Annotated in this window: 19 protein-coding genes; 6 read left to right on the top strand and 13 right to left on the bottom strand. The window is 58.2% G+C overall.

The window, feature by feature from the left end:
- Window positions 1–54 precede the first annotated feature (54 nt).
- Both JWS10_RS17715 and JWS10_RS17710 read right to left on the bottom strand, forming a co-directional pair.
- The gene (locus JWS10_RS17715) at window positions 55–2031 is read right to left on the bottom strand and encodes an FAD-dependent oxidoreductase (RefSeq protein ID WP_299509131.1); all 1977 of its coding nucleotides are present in this window, start codon (window positions 2029–2031) and stop codon (window positions 55–57) included.
- Window positions 2032–2155: 124 nt separating this feature from the next.
- Complete coding sequence (locus tag JWS10_RS17710; protein WP_299509130.1) at window positions 2156–3601, bottom strand: aldehyde dehydrogenase family protein; 1446 nt, start codon at window positions 3599–3601, stop codon at window positions 2156–2158.
- A 225-nt stretch (window positions 3602–3826) separates the two neighbouring features.
- Between JWS10_RS17710 and JWS10_RS17705 the strand changes: the two genes are divergently transcribed.
- Window positions 3827–4483, top strand: coding sequence for a peroxiredoxin (locus JWS10_RS17705; protein WP_299509129.1), 657 nt, complete (start codon window positions 3827–3829; stop codon window positions 4481–4483).
- On the opposite strand, the gene JWS10_RS17700 is transcribed toward JWS10_RS17705, so the two are convergent.
- The 3 genes from JWS10_RS17700 to rpsO all read right to left on the bottom strand — a co-directional run bounded on the left by JWS10_RS17700 (window position 4443) and on the right by rpsO (window position 8593).
- Window positions 4443–5600 (bottom strand): rhamnan synthesis F family protein, encoded by a 1158-nt coding sequence (locus tag JWS10_RS17700; protein ID WP_299509128.1) that lies wholly within the window; start codon window positions 5598–5600, stop codon window positions 4443–4445. The genes JWS10_RS17705 and JWS10_RS17700 overlap by 41 nt on opposite strands.
- Window positions 5601–5726: 126 nt before the next feature.
- Window positions 5727–7868 carry a polyribonucleotide nucleotidyltransferase gene (gene pnp, locus JWS10_RS17695; RefSeq protein WP_299509127.1) on the bottom strand — a complete coding sequence of 714 codons (2142 nt, stop codon included), beginning with the start codon at window positions 7866–7868 and terminating at the stop codon, window positions 5727–5729.
- Between the two features lie 455 nt (window positions 7869–8323).
- A complete protein-coding gene (gene rpsO / locus JWS10_RS17690) occupies window positions 8324–8593 on the bottom strand; it encodes a 30S ribosomal protein S15 (protein ID WP_299479392.1) in 270 nt (89 codons plus the stop codon).
- 331 nt (window positions 8594–8924) lie between these two features.
- Between rpsO and JWS10_RS17685 the strand changes: the two genes are divergently transcribed.
- Together JWS10_RS17685 and JWS10_RS17680 are read left to right on the top strand one after the other, a co-directional pair.
- Window positions 8925–9482: a hypothetical protein gene (locus tag JWS10_RS17685; RefSeq protein ID WP_299509126.1), complete on the top strand. Its 558-nt coding sequence runs from the start codon at window positions 8925–8927 to the stop codon at window positions 9480–9482.
- Entirely contained in the window at window positions 9479–9967 is a 489-nt protein-coding gene (locus JWS10_RS17680) for a hypothetical protein (protein ID WP_299509125.1), read from the top strand. The genes JWS10_RS17685 and JWS10_RS17680 overlap by 4 nt, the downstream gene beginning before the upstream one ends.
- Here the strand turns inward: JWS10_RS17680 and JWS10_RS17675 are convergent.
- From JWS10_RS17675 to rbfA, 4 genes are all read right to left on the bottom strand, one after another.
- A complete protein-coding gene (locus JWS10_RS17675; RefSeq protein WP_299509124.1) occupies window positions 9964–10470 on the bottom strand; it encodes a DUF1643 domain-containing protein in 507 nt (168 codons plus the stop codon). The genes JWS10_RS17680 and JWS10_RS17675 overlap by 4 nt on opposite strands.
- 155 nt (window positions 10471–10625) lie before the next feature.
- Window positions 10626–11528, bottom strand: a complete 903-nt coding sequence (gene truB, locus JWS10_RS17670; protein ID WP_299509123.1) for a tRNA pseudouridine(55) synthase TruB — start codon at window positions 11526–11528, stop codon at window positions 10626–10628.
- Between the two features lie 48 nt (window positions 11529–11576).
- Window positions 11577–12293, bottom strand: a complete 717-nt coding sequence (locus tag JWS10_RS17665) for a phosphodiester glycosidase family protein (protein WP_299509122.1) — start codon at window positions 12291–12293, stop codon at window positions 11577–11579.
- Between the two features lie 2 nt (window positions 12294–12295).
- A complete protein-coding gene (gene rbfA, locus JWS10_RS17660; RefSeq protein ID WP_299509121.1) occupies window positions 12296–12739 on the bottom strand; it encodes a 30S ribosome-binding factor RbfA in 444 nt (147 codons plus the stop codon).
- Between the two features lie 95 nt (window positions 12740–12834).
- Here rbfA and dapB point away from each other — a divergent pair, with 95 nt between their 5' ends.
- Together dapB and JWS10_RS17650 are read left to right on the top strand one after the other, a co-directional pair.
- Complete coding sequence (gene dapB / locus JWS10_RS17655; RefSeq protein WP_299509120.1) at window positions 12835–13644, top strand: 4-hydroxy-tetrahydrodipicolinate reductase; 810 nt, start codon at window positions 12835–12837, stop codon at window positions 13642–13644.
- Between the two features lie 156 nt (window positions 13645–13800).
- Window positions 13801–14154, top strand: coding sequence for a dihydrodipicolinate reductase (locus JWS10_RS17650; RefSeq protein ID WP_299477102.1), 354 nt, complete (start codon window positions 13801–13803; stop codon window positions 14152–14154).
- Window positions 14155–14244: 90 nt separating this feature from the next.
- On the opposite strand, the gene JWS10_RS17645 is transcribed toward JWS10_RS17650, so the two are convergent.
- On the bottom strand, window positions 14245–14418 hold the full coding sequence (locus tag JWS10_RS17645; protein WP_299509119.1) for a DUF1674 domain-containing protein: 174 nt from the start codon (window positions 14416–14418) through the stop codon (window positions 14245–14247).
- A gap of 67 nt (window positions 14419–14485) precedes the next feature.
- Here JWS10_RS17645 and JWS10_RS17640 point away from each other — a divergent pair, with 67 nt between their 5' ends.
- On the top strand, window positions 14486–15742 hold the full coding sequence (locus JWS10_RS17640) for a transcription antitermination factor NusB (RefSeq protein ID WP_299509118.1): 1257 nt from the start codon (window positions 14486–14488) through the stop codon (window positions 15740–15742).
- Window positions 15743–15804: 62 nt separating this feature from the next.
- Here JWS10_RS17640 and JWS10_RS17635 read toward each other — a convergent pair whose 3' ends face one another.
- From JWS10_RS17635 to JWS10_RS17625, 3 genes are read right to left on the bottom strand one after another with little or no spacing between them, the layout of a single operon-like run.
- Window positions 15805–16575, bottom strand: a complete 771-nt coding sequence (locus JWS10_RS17635) for an SDR family NAD(P)-dependent oxidoreductase (RefSeq protein ID WP_299509117.1) — start codon at window positions 16573–16575, stop codon at window positions 15805–15807.
- A gap of 9 nt (window positions 16576–16584) precedes the next feature.
- Window positions 16585–17334 (bottom strand): DUF1365 domain-containing protein, encoded by a 750-nt coding sequence (locus tag JWS10_RS17630; RefSeq protein ID WP_299509116.1) that lies wholly within the window; start codon window positions 17332–17334, stop codon window positions 16585–16587.
- The gene (locus JWS10_RS17625; RefSeq protein ID WP_299509115.1) at window positions 17331–18617 is read right to left on the bottom strand and encodes an FAD-dependent oxidoreductase; all 1287 of its coding nucleotides are present in this window, start codon (window positions 18615–18617) and stop codon (window positions 17331–17333) included. Before JWS10_RS17625 ends, JWS10_RS17630 begins: the two co-directional genes overlap by 4 nt.
- Window positions 18618–18675: the final 58 nt, after the last annotated feature.

The raw sequence follows: 18675 nt of genomic DNA, 5'->3' as shown, positions 1-18675 counted from the left end.
ACATTTTCGCGACGCTTGGGCGCTGTCATCGGCCTACAGTTTCGCGCGCGTCGGCTAAAGCGATATTGCCAGCTTGCGGCCTTCGTGAAACGCGTAGGCCGCCAGCCGGGGTGCCACACAATCGCCGATCCGATGGGTTTGTTTTCCGGCAAAGACCTCGGGATTTAAATCAAAAGCCCGGTTCGTCGTCGCCATCACCAGACCCGAGGCCGCGATGGTTTCTTCCTCCCCTGTCAGCAGGTTGAGAATCGAGGCGCCATTGCCATGCCAGCGCGCGATGCAACTTTCGGTTTTGAACACCACGCCAAGCTTTGCCATGCGCCGCCGCGCCGCGCCATCCGCTGCCGTCCGTGCGATTTCTTTCCCGACAAAGGCTTCGGGAGTCACAATCGTCACCTGCTTGCCCGCCTCGGCCAAACTCCAAGCCGTGCCCACGCCGCGCCAGTTAGAGCCCTCGTCACAGACAATCACCGAATCGCCCAGCCGAGCCTCGCGCCTCATCACTTCCTCTGGCGACCAAACGCCACCCAACTCTAGCCCCGGCAGGCTTTCGAGATGCGGTAACCAGCGCTGAAATGCTTTTTCGTCGGGCAGTGAACCCGTCGCTAGTACCACTATATCCGCCGGATGCGCGGCGATTTCATCCTCATCCAGATAGGTGTTCAGCCGCAGCGTCACGCCAAGTTTTTCAAACTGCCGCTCATACCAATCCATCAAATCCAAAATCTGTGCGCGGCGTGGCTGCATACCCGCGAGCCGGAATTGCCCGCCAATAACAGGTAAGGCTTCCACGATTTCCACGGCAAAGCCGCGTTCTGCCGCGCCGCGCGCAGCCTCCAGCCCCGCGGGACCTGCTCCTACGACCAAGATAGATTTTGCTGCGGGTGTTGGAACAAAACGGTCGCCGCCCCATTCAAATTCGCGGCCCGCAGAGGGGTTAATCAGGCAGGAGATCCAGTAATCCCGGCTGCGACGCCCCCAGCACATCTGATTGCACGAAATGCAGCCGCGAATATCGTCGGCGCGGCCTTCGGTGACTTTTCGCGCCAAATGCGGATCAGCGATTTGACCGCGCACGATGGACACCAAGTCGGCCTCGCCGGCAGCGATCACCTGCTCGCCATTTTCCGGCGTGCGGATCCCAGCTTCCGAAGTCACCTTGATATGTTTCGCCAGCGCCTTCAGCTGAGCCGTCAGCGGCGTCGTCAGCTTTTCGCCATGGGTAAACGGTGGAATAATCGCGTCAAATTCCAGATAGCTGCCTGCGCCGACCGTGACATAATCGAGGTGCCCCGTCTCATCGTGCAAAGCTATGATTTCACACAGGTTTTCCGCTGAAAGCGTCGCCGAAAATGCCGTTGAATAGCTGACAGCCATCCCGACAATGAAATCCTCGCCACAGGCACGGCGGATATTTTCCACCAAAGTCCGCGAGAACCGCGTACGGTTTTCCAGTGAACCGCCCCATTTATCATCGCGCTGGTTTGACCACGGTGTCCAAAACTGATCGAGCAGCGAGTGGTAAGCCGCCCAAACTTCAACCCCCTGGAACCCAGATTTCTGCGCGCGCAACGCCGCGTCCAGATGCGCCGCCAGCAGTTCCTCGATCTCGTTTTCGGTCATCTTATGCGAGCCGTCGCTGTCGTGATACGAAGGCCCACCCGAGGGCGACCAATGCGGTGCAAAGCTAAGATCGGAATCGCCATGCGCGCCGACATGGTAAAGCTGCTGGCAAATCACCGCGCCCGCAACTTTCACGCGCTCGGTAATGCGCTGAAAATGTGGAATAATCTCATCGGAACCGTGTAGCATATTGCCGCGTGTCAAAACTCCGGTGCGGTGCACTGGTACTGGTTCGGTCACGATCATCCCAGCACCGCCTAAGGCGCGCTCGACAAAATAGCCCTCCATCCGCGGCCCTGGTATGCCCTGATCCGCCATATTGTTGGTATGAGCGCCGAAAACGATGCGATTGCGCAGGGTCTGGCCCCGCATTTGCAACGGCGAAAGCAAGCGGGGATGCGAGGTCATATTGGCTCCTGCGGTGGCTTCGGCCAGCAGAGCTCGAATCGACACATGTGTCAAGTTTTTCTGGCCGGCCGCAAAAGCAAAACGCCGCCGACAATGCGGCGGCGTTTCAAGCTATCGGACGAAGCTAACCCAGATTAGAATCCCAACCCGAAATCGCCTTGGCCTCAAGAAACTCCTCCAGCCCCCAATGGCCGCCCTCACGCGCCCGGCCCGAGGCTTTCACACCACCAAAAGGCGCTCCCGCACCCCGAGAATTGCCGTTCATCTCAACCATTCCAGCGCGCAACTGCCGCGCCAGCCGATTGCGCCGCGCGCCGTCACTGGACTGAACGTAGTTGGTGAGGCCATAGGGCGTATCATTGGCGATGCGCACCGCTTCTTCCTCGGTGTCAAAGGGGATGATCGACAGCACCGGCCCGAAAATCTCCTCACGCTCAATCGTCATGCCCGGCACCACATCGGCGAATACCGTCGGTTTGATATAATAGCCGCGATTAAACTCCTCCGGCAGACCCGGACCGCCCGCCACCAGACGCGCGCCCTCGTCGATGCCCTTCTGGATATAGCCTTGGATCTGATCCCACTGCCGCTTGTTCACCACCGGGCCGATATGTTTCCCCGGCTCATGCGCCGAGCCGACCTTAATGGAATCAGCCACTTGCGCGGCGATCTCAACCGCGCGATCGTAAATCGGACGCTCCACCAGCATCCGGCTTGGCGCGTTACACGACTGCCCCGAGTTGTTCATCATATGACGCACGCCACGTTCGACGGCCTTGTCGTCGGCATCGGCGAAAATCAGGTTTGCGCCTTTGCCACCAAGTTCCAGCGTCACGCGCTTCAATGTCTGCGCCGCTGCCGCCGAAATCGCACGGCCAGCGCGGGTAGACCCAGTGAACGAAATCATCTCAACATCCGGATGCGCCGACAACACCGAGCCCACGCCCGCGCCATCGCCGTTTACCAAGTTGAACACCCCCGGCGGCACGCCAGCGTCATGGCAAAGCTCGGCGAACAGCAGCGCGTTCAGCGGGCTTTCCTCTGACGGTTTCAGCACGCAAGTACAGCCCGCCAAAATCGCCGGAATAACCTTCAGCGCGATCTGGTTCATCGGCCAATTCCACGGCGTAATCAGGCCAACCACGCCAATCGGCTCCAGCGAAATCCGGTCATTCGGCGCATGTGGCCCCAAGGGTCGCACCCATTCCAGCGCATCAAACGCCGTCAGGAAATTCGTCGCGTGCCACGGCAGGCAAGGCGCCTGGCTGCCACGCGCCATGTCAATCGGCGCGCCCATTTCAATTGCGATGGCATGGGCGAGCTCGTCCAACCGCAGCTCGTATTGCTGCAATATCTTCACCACAACCTCGCGCCGCACCGCTGGATCGGTCGCAGCCCACGCCGGAAACGCCGCCTTCGCCGCAGCCACAGCCGCATTGGTATCGGTCTCTGACCCAAGCGAAATCACCGCGCAGGGTTCTTCCGTCGAAGGGTCAATCACCTCGCAATCGCGCGGCACAACCGGGGCCACCCATTTACCGTTAATGTAGAAGTCGCGCTTGATGATCATGTCAGTCTCCTGAATTTGATCAGAATATGGCAGCGGCAACCCCTTCGCACAAGCGCAAGCCCGACAAGAAATGTCGCGAAACCAGCCCCGCAAACCAACGCGGCCTTCCTTCTGGCAACCGTTTCGCAGAATTTCGTTCCATTCTGGGGCCGAGCCCACACATGATAGTGAATTTGCGTTCCAAATCGCTTACATCAAAGCCATCAGACAGCTGCAGGAGAACTCATGTCTATCCGCATCAACGACGTAGCCCCCGATTTTACCGCCGAATCGACCGCCGGCACCATTCATTTCCACGATTGGCTGGCGGGCGGTTACGCCATTATCTTCAGCCATCCGCGCGATTTCACCCCGGTTTGCACCACCGAGTTTGGTGCGGTCGCCCAACTCGCGCCCGAGTGGGCCAAGCGTAAAACCAAGGTGATCGGAGTTTCGGTTGATTCCGTCGGCGATCACGGCAAATGGAAGCGCGATATTGAGGCGTTCGGCGGTGCTGCTGCCGATTTTCCGATCATCGACGATACCAGCCTGGCCGTCGCCAAAGCCTTCGACATGCTGCCCGCCGATTACTACCTGCCAACCGAAGGCCGCACTCCGGCCAATACCGCGACGGTGCGGACGGTTTATATCATCGGGCCGGATAAAAAAGTCCGCCTCTCAATGACTTATCCAATGTCTGTCGGTCGCAACTTTGCCGAGATTTTGCGCGCCTTGGATGCCGTTCAAGCCACCGATGGCGTGCCGATTGCCACCCCCGCCAACTGGCAGCCCGGCCAAGACGTCATCGTGGCGCTTAGCCTAAACAACGAGCAGGCGACCGAGAAATTCGGCCCGCTGGACATCAAACTGCCTTATCTGCGGTTTGCGAAACAGCCGAAGTAAGGCCACGCTCCGCCAGCATATCCGGGCCCATCGGATCGCCAAGATCGTTGATCAAGGCGATCAAGGCGGCCGTCTCGCGGACGTTTGGCCGGAATATCTTCTTCTTCAAGAAGGTGTGGTTCTTCTGTTCGATCAAAAACCGTGGCGCCGTCATCGCGGCGCCACCTTGGCCAATAGCAAAGAACATGAACTGTTCCAGTTGTTGACGCGTCAGGTTTTCAACGCCGGGACAAGTTGTTAATATTTCATGTTCGTGGCTGCGTTTTGGCGCATCGAAAAAGTTCAGATTTTCAAACACATGTCGAAGTGCTGGAAGGTCCATCGCAGCAAAGACCTCGCCGAGATCCGCCATTTCGGTGGTGCTGCCATGGCTGAACCCGTTACGCAAAACCCATTGTGAAAAACCTGTTTCACCCCGCCGAATAGTGCGGTGCCTGCCTTGCGAAATGCGCAGTTTTTTCCACCACTTTAGAAAGCCTGTATCACCCAGCAGTTTGGGCCCGATAGAAAGCGCGTAAGAGCCGTAATGGAAATTTTTCCGGGTGCGATCCGCCGCCCACTTCCGCGTTTCAGACGACTCGACTTTGCCACGATTTTTAATGAAGCCAGACTCCATTGCGCCAACGAAATCTTTGCCTAAAGCTTCCGCCTCAGCCAGCCAATTCATTTTTCCGGCTAGCGGAAACCAAGCGGAATCGTTCAGCAAAACAAGGCGATCCAGTGTTGGCAGCATCTTTTCAATTTGCAGGATAGCCGCTCGGTAGCCGCCAAAATCATAGCCGAAGTTTGGACGCTCCAACACTTGCCAAGCATAGGGCTGCAGCACCAAAAGATCCTCTGGCAGCAACGGCAAGTTCGCCACCACAAGCGGCGCATAGCCGTTTTCGATCATGTAACGCAGCGAATGTAAATGGGTTGGCAAGATGCCGGTCTTGGGAAAAATCAGGTAAATCGCAACTTTCTTGCTGGCTGGCACCGATCCTTGAGAAATTTTGTGAAAACGGCTTAGATATAAATCACTAAATTGCCGCGGAAACACATTTTGAAACAATTTAAGTGCGGCTTTTTTGACGATACCCGGATTGCCCGGCGGTACACGCCCGCGATTGATCGCCATGTCAAAAAAATCCTCATAATATAATCAGTTGATAACCCTCAAACTCCTGCATGCGACAAAGACAGGCTGCACAAATGCACTACGGGCAGGGAATAATCCCTGCCCGAACTGTTAAGGCAAAAAAGCTTACGCCTCAGCGCCTTCTTCTTTTACTTCAGTGATTTCCACACCAGTTTCCTGATCGACCATCTTCATGCCCAGACGGACCTTGCCGCGATCATCAAAGCCCAAAAGCTTGACCTTCACTTCTTGGCCCTCTTTCAGGATTTCATTCGGGTGGTTCAGGCGCTTGTTGGCAATCTGGCTAACATGCACCAGACCGTCACGCTTGCCGAAGAAGTTCACGAACGCGCCGAAATCGACCAGTTTCACCACTTTGCCGGTGTAAACTTGGCCTTCTTCTGGCTCTGCCACGATCGACCAGATCATGTCATAGGCTTTCTTGATCGACGCCGCATCAGACGAGGCAATCTTGATCACGCCGTCGTCGTTGATATCAACTTTAGCACCCGAAAGCTCCACGATCTCACGGATCACTTTGCCGCCCGAGCCAATCACTTCGCGGATTTTGTCGGTCGGGATTTGCAAGGTTTCGATTTTCGGAGCGTATTCCGAGAAGCCTTGCGGAGCCGACAGCGCCTTGTTCATCTCACCAAGGATATGCAAACGCCCGTCCTTGGCCTGACCCAAAGCCTGCGCCATAATCTCCGGCGTGATGCCAGCCACTTTGATATCCATCTGCATCGTGGTGATGCCGTTGGCGGTGCCTGCAACCTTGAAGTCCATATCGCCCAAGTGATCTTCATCACCCAAGATGTCGGTCAGAACAGCAAAGCGGCCATCGTCTTCTAGGATCAGACCCATCGCGACGCCAGCGACCGGCGATTTCAGCGGAACGCCCGCATCCATCATCGAAAGCGAACCACCGCAGACCGAAGCCATAGAGGATGAGCCGTTAGACTCCGTGATCTCCGACACCAAACGGATGGTGTAAGGGAAGTCGGTCGAGGCTGGCAGAACAGCCTGCAACGCGCGCCATGCCAGTTTTCCGTGACCAATCTCACGACGACCCGGGCTACCCACACGGCCAACTTCACCAACCGAATAGGGAGGGAAGTTATAGTGCAGCAGGAAGTTCGAACGCGAATTGCCATGCAAAGCGTCGATGATCTGCTCATCTTCGCCAGTGCCCAAAGTGGTCACAACCAGACCTTGAGTCTCGCCACGGGTGAACAAAGCCGAACCATGGGTGCGCGGCAGAATTCCGGTTTCCGACACGATCGGACGCACGGTTTTGTTGTCACGCCCGTCAATCCGCGCGCCACCGTTGATGATATCGCCACGCAGGATCGAGGCTTCCAGCTTTTTGATCGCCGAACCAAGGTTCGCATCGGCCTTGTCCTCGTCAGACAACACGCCTTTGATCGCCGTAACCGCTGCCGAAATCGCCGAAGTCCGCTCTTGCTTGTCACGAATAGCAAAAGCCGCGCGCATCTGCACTTCGCCAGCCGCTTTCACCCGACCATACAGCTCGGAATAATCCGGCGCATGGAAGTCGAACGGCTCTTTGGCGCAATCTTCGGCAAAGTCGATGATCAGATCAATCACCGGCTGCATCGCGGCATGGCCGAACTTCACCGCGCCCAGCATTTCTTCTTCGGTCAGCTCATAAGCTTCCGATTCCACCATCATCACGGCGTCTTTGGTGCCAGCGATAACCAGATCCAAGCGCTGATCCGGGTTGTTGCGCAGCTGATGCATGTCATCCACGCTCGGGTTCAGCTTGTATTCGCCACCCGAGAAACCAATGCGCGCGGCGCCAATCGGCCCCATAAACGGCACGCCAGAAATCGTCAGCGCCGCCGAAACCGCGATCATCGCGACGATATCCGGGTCGTTCTCAAGGTCGTGGCTCAGCACAGTCGCCATCACCAGGACTTCATTCTTGAAGCCTTCGACAAACAGCGGACGGCACGGACGGTCGATCAGACGCGAGGTCAGCGTCTCTTTTTCGCTCGGACGCGCTTCGCGTTTGAAAAAGCCGCCCGGGATTTTGCCCGCAGCGTAGTATTTCTCTTGATAATGTACGGTCAGCGGGAAGAAATCCTGCCCCGGTTTCGGCGCGCGCGCGTAAGTCACGTTGGCCATAACGCTGGTTTCACCCAAAGTGGCGATCACCGAGCCGTCAGCCTGACGGGCAACCTTGCCCGATTCCAGCGTCAGCGTTTCATCGCCCCACTGGATTGATTTTTTAGTCACGTTGAACATCTATCGTTCCCTGTATGAGAGCACCCACGACCCCTGTCGTGTCTCCCGTTTGCATAGCGGCCCCATTGCCGCCGCCCCCAATCCTAAATGCATGTGGCCGGGGGCAGGCCTCATATCGCAGATTGCGCGCGTTTACAGGAAAATTGGGCGTTTGGGAAGGGGGAGTGGCAGTTGACAAACTTTAGCGAGAAGAACACATTTTAAGAATGCGCAGCAAAAACATTCAGTCTTCCGATGGAGATTCAGAGCCCCATCAGGCTATCAATGTTTCATCGCAGTAGGTTGCTTTTGACGAAATTCAGGCTTTGATCGACGCAGGTTTAGCGTCTGGCGCTGCGCAAAGTTTTTATCGCGCGTTTATTACTACACAAAAAAACCGCAAATCCCCTCTGACCCCAAAAAGCAAAACGCCCGCAGCTTTCACCACGGGCGTTCCAACCAACAAACCGAAAAGCTTAGCGACGCAGGCCGAGGCGTGCGATCAGCGAAGCGTAACGGGCTTCGTCTTTGCCCTTCAGATAGTCCAACAGCTTACGACGCTGAGCAACCTGCATCAGCAGACCGCGGCGCGAGTGGTTGTCTTTCTTGTGGGTTTTGAAGTGCTCGGTCAGCGTAGCGATACGCGACGACAGAATCGCAACCTGAACTTCCGGCGAGCCGGTGTCGTGTTCTTTAGTCGCGAATTCTTTGATAAGGCGGGCTTTTTCTTCGACGGTGATCGACATCGGGATCTCCTGTTAAGTGGGTTGCGGCACAAGCCGGGATGTCGTCCAGCAGGGCCAATGACACCACCATCACTGGCGGATGCGCGCGTATAGGGTGATTTCGGCACAAAGGGAAGCCGATTCGCCCTACCGCCCGAGTTGCGAGGCGTGGCCGGGCCTTCGGCAACATTGTTTACCACGCTTCCAATATCCGGCAGAAAACCACAATCAACTTTTGAACTGGGCGGCTTTCTGTGATAATTTCTATCTCGGATTACCTAATATAAACAATAGGTTAATAGGCAATTCAGTTACTGAAAGATTAATATCACCACTCGCCGGAGGTTATCTTATGCTTGGATTGCTTGGCCTGCTCGGCGCTGTATTCGCTGGCGTAATGGTGGACTCGTTCAGCCACACCGATGACGCATCGGATAACGATGACCAGCAGGACGATCAGCACGAAGATAACGGCGATCCATCAAATATCTTTCATATGTTATCATCCCGCGATGGCAGCGAAGCTCATGCCGATGAAGGCGACGACCCGGAACAAGACGGGGTAAATTCTTCAAATGACATCATCGCGCCCGTGCCCGAGGATTTGTGGCTCCATGGCGATGATCTGGCGAATATGCTGGGCGGCAATGGGGGTGATGATCTTATCACTGGCGCGGGCGGCGATGATGCGCTGACCGGCTATGCTGGCAACGATAGTTTGGCCGGGGACGACGGCGACGATGCCCTGAATGGCGGCGCAGGCGACGACAGTCTTACTGGCGGGGTGGGTGCCGATGTTCTGCATGGCGAGGCGGGGAATGACCTGCTTGACGACGGCATTGGGGCCGACACTCTGCAAGGTTGCGACGGCGCTGACAGTCTTATCGGCGGCAAGGGGATGACAGCTTGATCGGTGGCGAGGGCGAAGATAATCTGCACGGCGACACAGGCAATGACGCGCTTGATGGCGGCTATGGCAATGACATTCTCGCAGGCGGCGCGGGCAGCGATACGCTCGACGGCGGTGCCGGCAATGACACGATCTGGGGCCAAACCGAAGCCGATCCTGACCATAGCCTTGACCAACTGAATGGTGGCGACGGCGATGACACTCTGATGCTTGGCGCAGGCGATTACGGCAACGGCGGTGACGGCGCGGACGCTTTCCACCTGCTAGACATCAGCGCGAATGACCCGCCGATGCAGATCACCGACTTCAACCCGCATGAAGATGCGCTGGTGGTGATGTATGACGCCGCCGTGCATCCCGACCCGCAACTGACGATGGAAACCTCGCCCTCTGGCACCCTGCTGTTGCTTGATGGCGTTGCCTTGGCCAGCCTGCACTCGGTCGCCAACCTTGATCTTGGCAGCATCACATTGCAGGCAGCTTAAACCCACAACTCCGGCTGCACCTGATAACCAATATACAACGGATGTTTCGGCGCGCCCGCCAGCGTCAGCCCCAAATGATACAGCGGCAATCCGGTGTCGCGCAGCAAGTTCGCCACCGCTGCACCGCGCTCCAGATGCGCGCCATGTGTGCCCCAGCCACAAACAATCTGATCCGCCCAAGCCGCACCCTCGGCAATCGCCGCATCATTGCCCGGCCCCACTGGGTCCGCCTGCGCCCGCATTACCTTCGGGTCAGTTGCGCGATAGGCAAAGATATTCGCCACCCGAAACGCACCAAACCCCAAAGCCCGCGCCCGCCGCTCACAACGCTCCACCGTCGGATCATTCTGCACTTCGGTTGCCGTTGACGGGTTCAGCATCACGAACAACGCCCTCCGCCCCCCCCGCTGCCACACCCGCGTCAAAGCATAGCGATACGCCTCACAAGGCGAATAAACCGCCACGCTTTCCGCATCACCCTTCAAATGCACCCGCGTGATCATCGTCTAGCCCTTCACATTGGCACAAATACTCCCTGCGGAGCATCCAAACTCAGCCTCAAATCGCTACGATACAAACCTTAACAAACCGTAAACGAAATCAATAATTCGTTGATATTAAACGATAATTAAACATGCCCACATGTGGACGCCCCGATTTAATTAAACACCCGGCTCGGATGCAGTTCCCCGGATTTATAAATACCCACCGCCACAGCCCGCCCCTGATAGCTCGCCCAAGCCTCATCGCCGTAGCCGACTGAGGATGCCAGAACCATCCCTGGATTACCGTTCTTCAGCCGAGCAGCCCCCTCCGGCGTGCAGGGCAATTCCGGCAAATCCGCCAGCCCCAACTCCAGCGGCTTCAACCAAGCATCCAATTCCGCCGTCTTCGCCAGCGCATCAATCTGCTCCAGCGAAATCCCCTCAGCCGCCGTAAACGGCCCCGACCACTCCCGCCGCAACCAAGCCACATGCCCCAAACAGCCCAACACCGCCCCAAGATCGCGGGCAATCGAGCGCACATACCCGCCCTTACCGCAGACCATCTCCAACTCCACCTGATCCGCCGAGGGCCGCGAGAGAACTTCCAACCGCTCCACCCACAAAGGCCGCGCCGCCAGATCCATCGCCTCGCCAACCCGCGCCAGATCGTAAGCTCGCTCGCCATCAACCTTCACAGCCGAGAACTGCGGCGGCACCTGCTGAATATCGCCGCGAAACGCCACCAAAGCCGCTTCAATCTCGCCGTCCAACGGCCGCAACGCGGACTCAGAAATCACAGCCCCCTCCGCATCATCCGTCGTCGTCGCCGTCCCGAAATTGACCACAAACCGATAACATTTCAGCGCATCCGTCACATAAGGCACCGTCTTGGTCGCCTCACCCAAAGCAATCGCCAGCACGCCAGTCGCCGCCGGATCGAGCGTGCCCGCATGGCCCGCCTTCTGCGCGTCCATCGCCCATTTCACCTTGTTGACCACGGCGGTTGAGGTGATCCCGGCAGGCTTGTCCACCACCAGCCAGCCCGAAACCGCCCTACCCTTTTTGCCGCGCGCCATGCTGATCTCCTGTTGCAAACCGCCCGATAGCCCCCGGTCTGCCCGAGGTCAACGCGGAACCACCACGCCCACCATCGGCCCCATCGGAAACCCGGCGTCATGCCGATCCAACTCGGGCGCATAGAGCCGCGAGATCGAGCCATCAAAATACAGCGCATCCGGCAGCCCCAGCCCATCGCGAAACAGCCGCGCGAAGGCATAGAAATTCACCGCCTGATTAGAAATCACGAACACCGCACGGCTGCCATCCTCGGAAACCCCCACGCCATTGCGCACATTCAGCGAATCAGAATCCGCCAGAAACTTCGGATGGAGCTTGCCGCCAATCACCAACATCGGCCCCGACTGCGTCGCATAGCGACAGGCGGGCTTTTCCGCCTCAAACGTCAAGGTCTCAATCACCCGCAGCGTCGCACCAACGCAAAACACCCCATTCGGCACCAGCCCAAAATTCCCCGGCCCCGCCCGCGTCACCAATGGCGTCGCCTGCACACCGTCCTCGACATATAGACCCACCGGAGCCAAATCGTGATGATACATCCCGGCATTCATCGCAAAATCCAAGTGCAAACCCTGCGGCTCCAGCAGCTTTTCTACCGCGTTGAAATTTCCCAAAGCCCCGTCAGCGCCAGAGTGGAACAGCCGCACATCCGCGCCCGCCACCACCTCACAAACGGTATAAGATGCGCCTTCAAACGCCACGTCCCGGCAACTCGCCGCAGCGTTTCCCGCCCAAACCGCCAGCACAAATGCCAGCCGCCACATGATTATTCTGACGCCTTAGGCGGCTCACCATCCGCGGCCGCATCGTCCGGCTTGGCAATATCCGCCTGCACTTTAGGGTCAGCAAACAGCCGCCGCGCTTCTTCCAGCCGATCAAACGTATCATCTGGCCGGAACCGCAACTCCGGCGAATGCCGCAAAGTCATTTCCGCCGAGACGCGCTTGCGCAGCTCCCAAGCGTTCTTCGCTAGTGACGCTATCGCGGCCTCAACCGTCGCCCCGCCCAGCAGCGGCATCACATAGACCGTCGCCACCTTCAGATCGACCGAGACCGAAACCTCGCCCACCGTGATCGACATGTCGTTCAGCACCGGATCATGCACCTCGCCGCGTGCCAAAATCTCCGACAACGTGCGCCGGATCAATTCGCCAACCCGAAGTTGACGCTGCGAAGGCCCCTTGGCCGAATAAGAACGTGTGTTTGCCATGCCGCCCCTTACGCCAATCCGTCCGCGCCCGCAACGCCGGGCTTTCACCACTCCGTCAAACCCGCTAAACCCTGCCAAAATTCGAAAGGCGCGCCATGACCCAACTTCCCGGCATCACCGTTACCGGCGCCTCAGGTCGCATGGGTCAAATGTTGGTCAAAGGCATCAGCGCCCACCCCGGTGCCACCCTCGTCGGCTGCATCGAACGCTCCGGCCACGCTTGGATCGGCCAAGATATCGGCATCTGCATGGGCGGCCCAGCTTTAGGCGTCAAAGTCACCGACGACCCGCTCGAAGCCTTTGCCATATCGCAAGCGGTGATCGATTTCACTGCCCCCGCAGCCACCGTCGAGTTCGCGGCCCTAGCCGCCCAAGCCCGCGCCGTCCATGTCGTCGGCACCACTGGGCTGGAACCCGCACATCATCACAAACTCGATCTCGCCGCACATCACGCCGTGATCATCCAAGCTGGCAACATGAGCCTTGGCGTCAATCTGCTCACCCGCCTGACCCAAAAAGTCGCCGCTGCATTAGATTCCGATTGGGATATCGAGATTATCGAATCGCACCATCGCAACAAGGTCGATGCTCCCTCTGGCACCGCTCTGATGCTCGGCCAAGCCGCTGCCGCAGGGCGCGAAGTCGATTTCGACACCGCAAAAGTCTCGGGCCGCGACGGTATCACCGGCGCGCGCCGCCGTGGCGATATCGGCTTTTCGGCGATCCGAGGCGGCGATATCGTCGGCGAACATGACGTGCTTTTCGCCGCTGATGGTGAGCGCATCATCCTGCGCCACATTGCCACCGATCGCTCCATCTTCGTGCGCGGCGCATTGAAAGCCGCCCTCTGGGGCCAGTCGCAAAAACCGGGTCGCTACGACATGATGGACGTGCTCGGCATCTAAATACCTAAACTTTATCTAAAAATTGCTTTCAGACTGGCTCAAATATCCCGGGGGTTTGGGGGCTGGCCCCCAATCCGGCTTGTCAAAAATCACCACAAGTCTGATCCAAACCCTTTGCCGCAGCGTAACCGCGCGATGTCCCATCAAGGTATCACCATGCGCAGCCTCGCCGCTTTCCTGCTTTTGACCGCCCCGACTTGGGCCGAAACCTATCAACCAATTACCGACCGCAGCGCCTTCGTCGATATAATCGGTAAGCACGAACTGCGCATCGGCCTCTATAATCTCAGGATTACCATCAGCCCCAAAGGTCAAATCACCGGCTCTGCCTTGGGTTGGCAGATCACTGGGAATTGGACATGGGAGGATGGCTATTTCTGTCGAAAGCTGGATTGGAGCGGCACCCCGATCCCCTACAATTGCCAATTGGTTGAGGCCAAAGGCACCGAAAAACTGCGCTTTACCACCGACAAAGGTGCCGGCGAATCAGCCGCTTTTGATTTGCGTTGAAAGCTGTACGCGCTCTTAGCTGCCTGATTTGGTAGTCCGACTTCCATTAAACACTGTCAATTCTCAGCTGGGAAGACCAAACCGGCCAAATCAAAAATCGACCGCCAGCCCCTTCTTCTCCCAATCGCCATAGCGCACAGGCTCCGGGCCGTCTCGGCCGCCCAATTCCACCGGTCGCTCGATCAAATCGGCTAATCTGCGGCGCTCCTCGGCCTCGGCCAAGGCGCGCAGAGCGGCGGCGGGCAGGTCAACTGTGTCTGACATAGCGGTTTCCTTGCGGCTTCATCTTTGTTGATATACGGCCAAGCCACGCAATCTCAAGGGTAGGCATATGGCAGAGGCGAACGCAGGCTTGGCAGCACGGGCCGCCACCTTGGCAATCCTGTCAGCGATTATGGAGGAAGGTCAGACCTTGGCCGTCGTCCTCGCCAACAAAAACGGCGCGCTGAAAGGTGTCGGCCCGCAAGATCGCGCCCGGGCGCAACGGCTTGCCTTGCAAGTTATACGCCTGCTGGAGCCGATTGATCGCCTGCTGGAACCGCATCTGCGCAAAGCCCCGCCGTTGGCGGTGATGAACATTCTGCGGCTGGCTGTAACGGAATTGCATGAAGGCACAGCTGCGCATGGGGTCGTCAACACTGCGGTAGAACTCGCCCGCCAAGGCAAGAAAACCACCCACATGACCGGCCTAATCAACGCGGTGTTACGCAAAATCCCCGAAGGCGCGCCGTTGTCTGGCCCGGCGCAGATGATGCCGCGCTGGCTGCGGCAGCCGTTGGTTCACGCTTATGGGCGGGAGGCTGTAACCGCGATAGAGGCCGTGCAGGCCAAAGCCCCACCGCTGGATATTACTCCACGCGGCCAGACTTTGCCCGAAGGCACCACGCTGCCGACCGGCTCTATCCGCCTCACAGAACCCGGCCAAGTCTCAACCCTCCCCGGCTTCGCCTCAGGCGATTGGTGGGTGCAAGACGCTGCTGCGGCGCTGGCAGCGCAGCTTCTCGCGGCTCAACCCGGCGAGAAGGTGCTTGACCTTTGTGCGGCGCCGGGTGGCAAGACATTGCAACTTGCCGCCGCTGGGGCACATGTCACGGCTTTGGATATCTCCGCCCCTCGGATGGAGAAGCTGCGCGAAAACCTCACTCGCACCCGGTTGCAGGCCAAAATAGTCATCGCCGACGCCCTGCATTGGCAGCCTGAGCATCTGTTCGACGCCGTTCTGCTTGATGCTCCGTGTTCCGCTACTGGGACGATCCGCCGCCACCCAGAACTGCCGTTCCTCAAAGACGGCTCGGAACTGGCTGAACTTACGACGCTACAAGCCGCGCTGATTGATCGTGCGCTTATGTTTCTGAAACCCGGTGGGCGGTTGGTATTTTGTACCTGCTCGCTTTTGCCCGACGAGGGCGAGGCGCAACTGACGAGCGCCCTCACCCGCCACCCCGGCTTGACGGTGCAAACACCAACTTTAATCGGCATTGATCCAAACTGGATCACCCCGGAGGGCGGGCTGCGTTTGCGCCCTGACTATTGGGCCGATATGGGCGGGATGGACGGGTTTTTCATGGCGCATGTCACTCGGGGATAAGATGTGTCCGCGCGTGGCACGCCATGGGTCTCATATAGTTCAATGACTTAGCGGCCTATCATTCATCCTTCCTTAACCTTTGCCTCGGTTAGCTTGCGCGGTTTTAACGGGGCAAAGATTCGGTAATACAGCCAATCTGGCAAAAACTGGCTGCCACGAAATAGCCACGAAAACACTGTTGGAAAGCTGCGCTTGAAGTGCGTGGTTTTCATCAGCGCCAGCATCTCGGCTGCGGCCTGCTCCGGCTCCATTAAGAACGGCATCGAGAAATCATTCTTCTCGGTCAACCTTGTGCGAATAAACCCCGGGTTTCCCAACTGCACCCGAACTCCAGTCCCGCGCAGATCGGCGTAGAGGCTTTCAGCCAAAGCCATCACTCCCGCCTTGCTGGCCGCGTATCCCAACGCACCCGGCAAGCCTCGGAACCCGGAAAGCGACCCGGTAATCACCAGATGCCCCTCTCCGCGCGCCACCATAGCAGGCAGAACCGCTGCCATCACCCGCGCGCAGCCAGTGAAGTTAACGTCACACATCGCCTCTAACTGGCCCGCATCGACTGTTTGCGCGGTCATCGGCCAATAAACTCCGGCGAGAAACACCACGCCGTCGAGTTTGCCAATCTGCGCGACCGCTGCATTGATGGAATCGCTATTTGCAACGTCCACCACCACCGCACTCGCCCTAGGAACCGCGCCGCAGGCGACTGCGAGCCGATTCGGATCACGCGCGGAAAGGATAACGTCTGCGCCCTCGGCCGCCATCGCCTGCGCCAGTGCCAAACCCAAGCCATCGCTCGCGCCGACAAGCCAATAGCGTTTGCCTGCAAAGTTCATCGCCCTGCCCTAACGTGAGATTTCGTCGCGCGGAGGCTCGGGGCGAGGACGGAACCGCGCACCTTTCCACCACAGTTTTATCGCCTGCCAATGGATCAACGCCAGCACCCGACGCGAGCCGAACGGGCGACGCAGGCAGGCCCGCAGGATCGCCGCATTGGTCAGCGGCGCGCGCGGGCCGGTCAGCGTGGCGATCAGGCCGCCGTCGCCGGTGCTATAGTCGATCCAGATGCCGATCTTGCTGGCTGTGATGTCAAAGCGGAAGCGGTAGCTGCCTTCAACCGGTTGAAACGGCGAGACATGAAAGATTTTCTGCGCCGTTACGGTATCATCGCGGGTCAACGGCACCAGATCATCGCGGTGGCAGAGATAGCTATGCCGATCGCCAAAAGTGTTTGAAACCTCTGCAATCACCACCCTCAGGCCCTTGGCGTCGCTGCATAACCAGAATGACACCGGGTTGAACACATGGCCCAGCACACGCGGTTGCGCCAGGAACAAGATTTCGCTGGCTTGCGGCAGGTTGTGCGCGGCCAAAACTTCGCGCACCCACGCAACCCCGCGCCCCTCTTTCGGTACCCCGCCGTGGTCGCTGTCAAAAACCGAGGTCAGATTGCGCCGATTACGCGAAAACAGCCACGGCCCATGCGAATCTTCAGGGTTCAACAGCACATAATCGACGCGGTAGTTGAAGCGATTCGCCACCGCACCGCGTCGTCCGTGAAACGTGCTGCCCGCAACATGCTCGACCGCACTCATCTGTCTTCGACCGCCGCTCGCATCGCATCAACCACATCGACGGCACTGGCGAAGCCATCCTCGTGAAAACCGTTGCGCATCCATGCGCCACAGAACCACGTGTTGTTATCGCCATTGATCGCTCTGATCTGCTTTTGAGCCCGCAAAGCCGCGCCATCATAAACCGGATGCCGAAAGGTAACTTGGTCATAAATCAGCTCTTGGCGGATAGGCTGATTGGCATTCAGCGTCACGAACATCGGGTCGTCGTGCGGGATCGGTTGCAGCGAGTTCATCCAGTAGGTCAGGTCAATTTTATCGGAACGCTCTGCGGCAGGCTCGGTGTAGACCCAACTCGACCAGCACTTGCGCAAACTTGGCATCAAGCTGGCATCCGCGTGAAGCGTGGCATGGTTGGGCTGATAGCGGATCGCTGACAGGGCGGCGGTTTCAGCGTGGGTGGGATCAGACAGCAAACGCAAGGAGTCATCCGAATGCGTGGCGAGGATTAAATCGTCAAACAACTCCCACTCGCCGCCCGCCGCACGCACCATCACGCCATCGGGTAAGCGTTGAATACCCGCAATCGGGGTAGACAGTCGCAGTTCAACGCCATGACGTCGCAGGTCGGCAGAAAGGCGGCTGACGTATTGGATCGAACCTCCGCGCACAGTAAACCACTGGTGTTGACTGGATATTTGCATCAACGCGTGGTTCTGGAAGAACGAAATCAGCGCCTGTGCCGGAAAATCGAGGATGTCTTGCGGTGGCGTTGACCAGATCGCGCCTGACAGCGGCAAGATGTAGTAATCTCGGAAATACGGGCCGGTGCGCAGGGTCAACAACAGCTCGGCAATGGTCATTTGAGGATCTTGCGCGAGCGTGGCCGCGTGTTTGTTGAAATGCGTGATATCGCGGCACATCCGCAAAAACGCCGGGCTGAGCAGGTTGCGACGCTGCGCAAACAAGCTGTCGAGGTCGCGCAGAGCGTATTGCAGGCGACCGCCCCTGATCGAAGCGCCAAAGCTCATATTGCTGGGGGCGATTGGCACGTCCAAGGACTCGAACAATTTGAGGAGGTGGGGGTAGTTGACCTTGTTGAAGACGATAAATCCAGTATCGACCGGCTGATCGCCGCGCTTGCCTGCGTGCACTGTGCGGGCATGGCCCCCCAGTTGCGGTTGAGATTCGAACAGCACTACCGCATTGTGAGGTGCGAGGAGATGCGCCGCCGCCATGCCTGAGATGCCACCGCCGACCACTGCAATCCGGCGTGGCATCTGGTCGTAATTCTCAAAAGGCATGGAGCGTCCTTGGGTAACGTTTAGTGTGATACGCGGCGGATGGCGGGATGGATCATCT

The sequence above is a fragment of the Cypionkella sp. genome (genome assembly GCF_028290025.1).
GTDB lineage: Bacteria > Pseudomonadota > Alphaproteobacteria > Rhodobacterales > Rhodobacteraceae > Cypionkella.
Note: the sequence above shows the minus strand (reverse complement) of the source record. Positions and strands in the feature narration are given on the sequence as shown.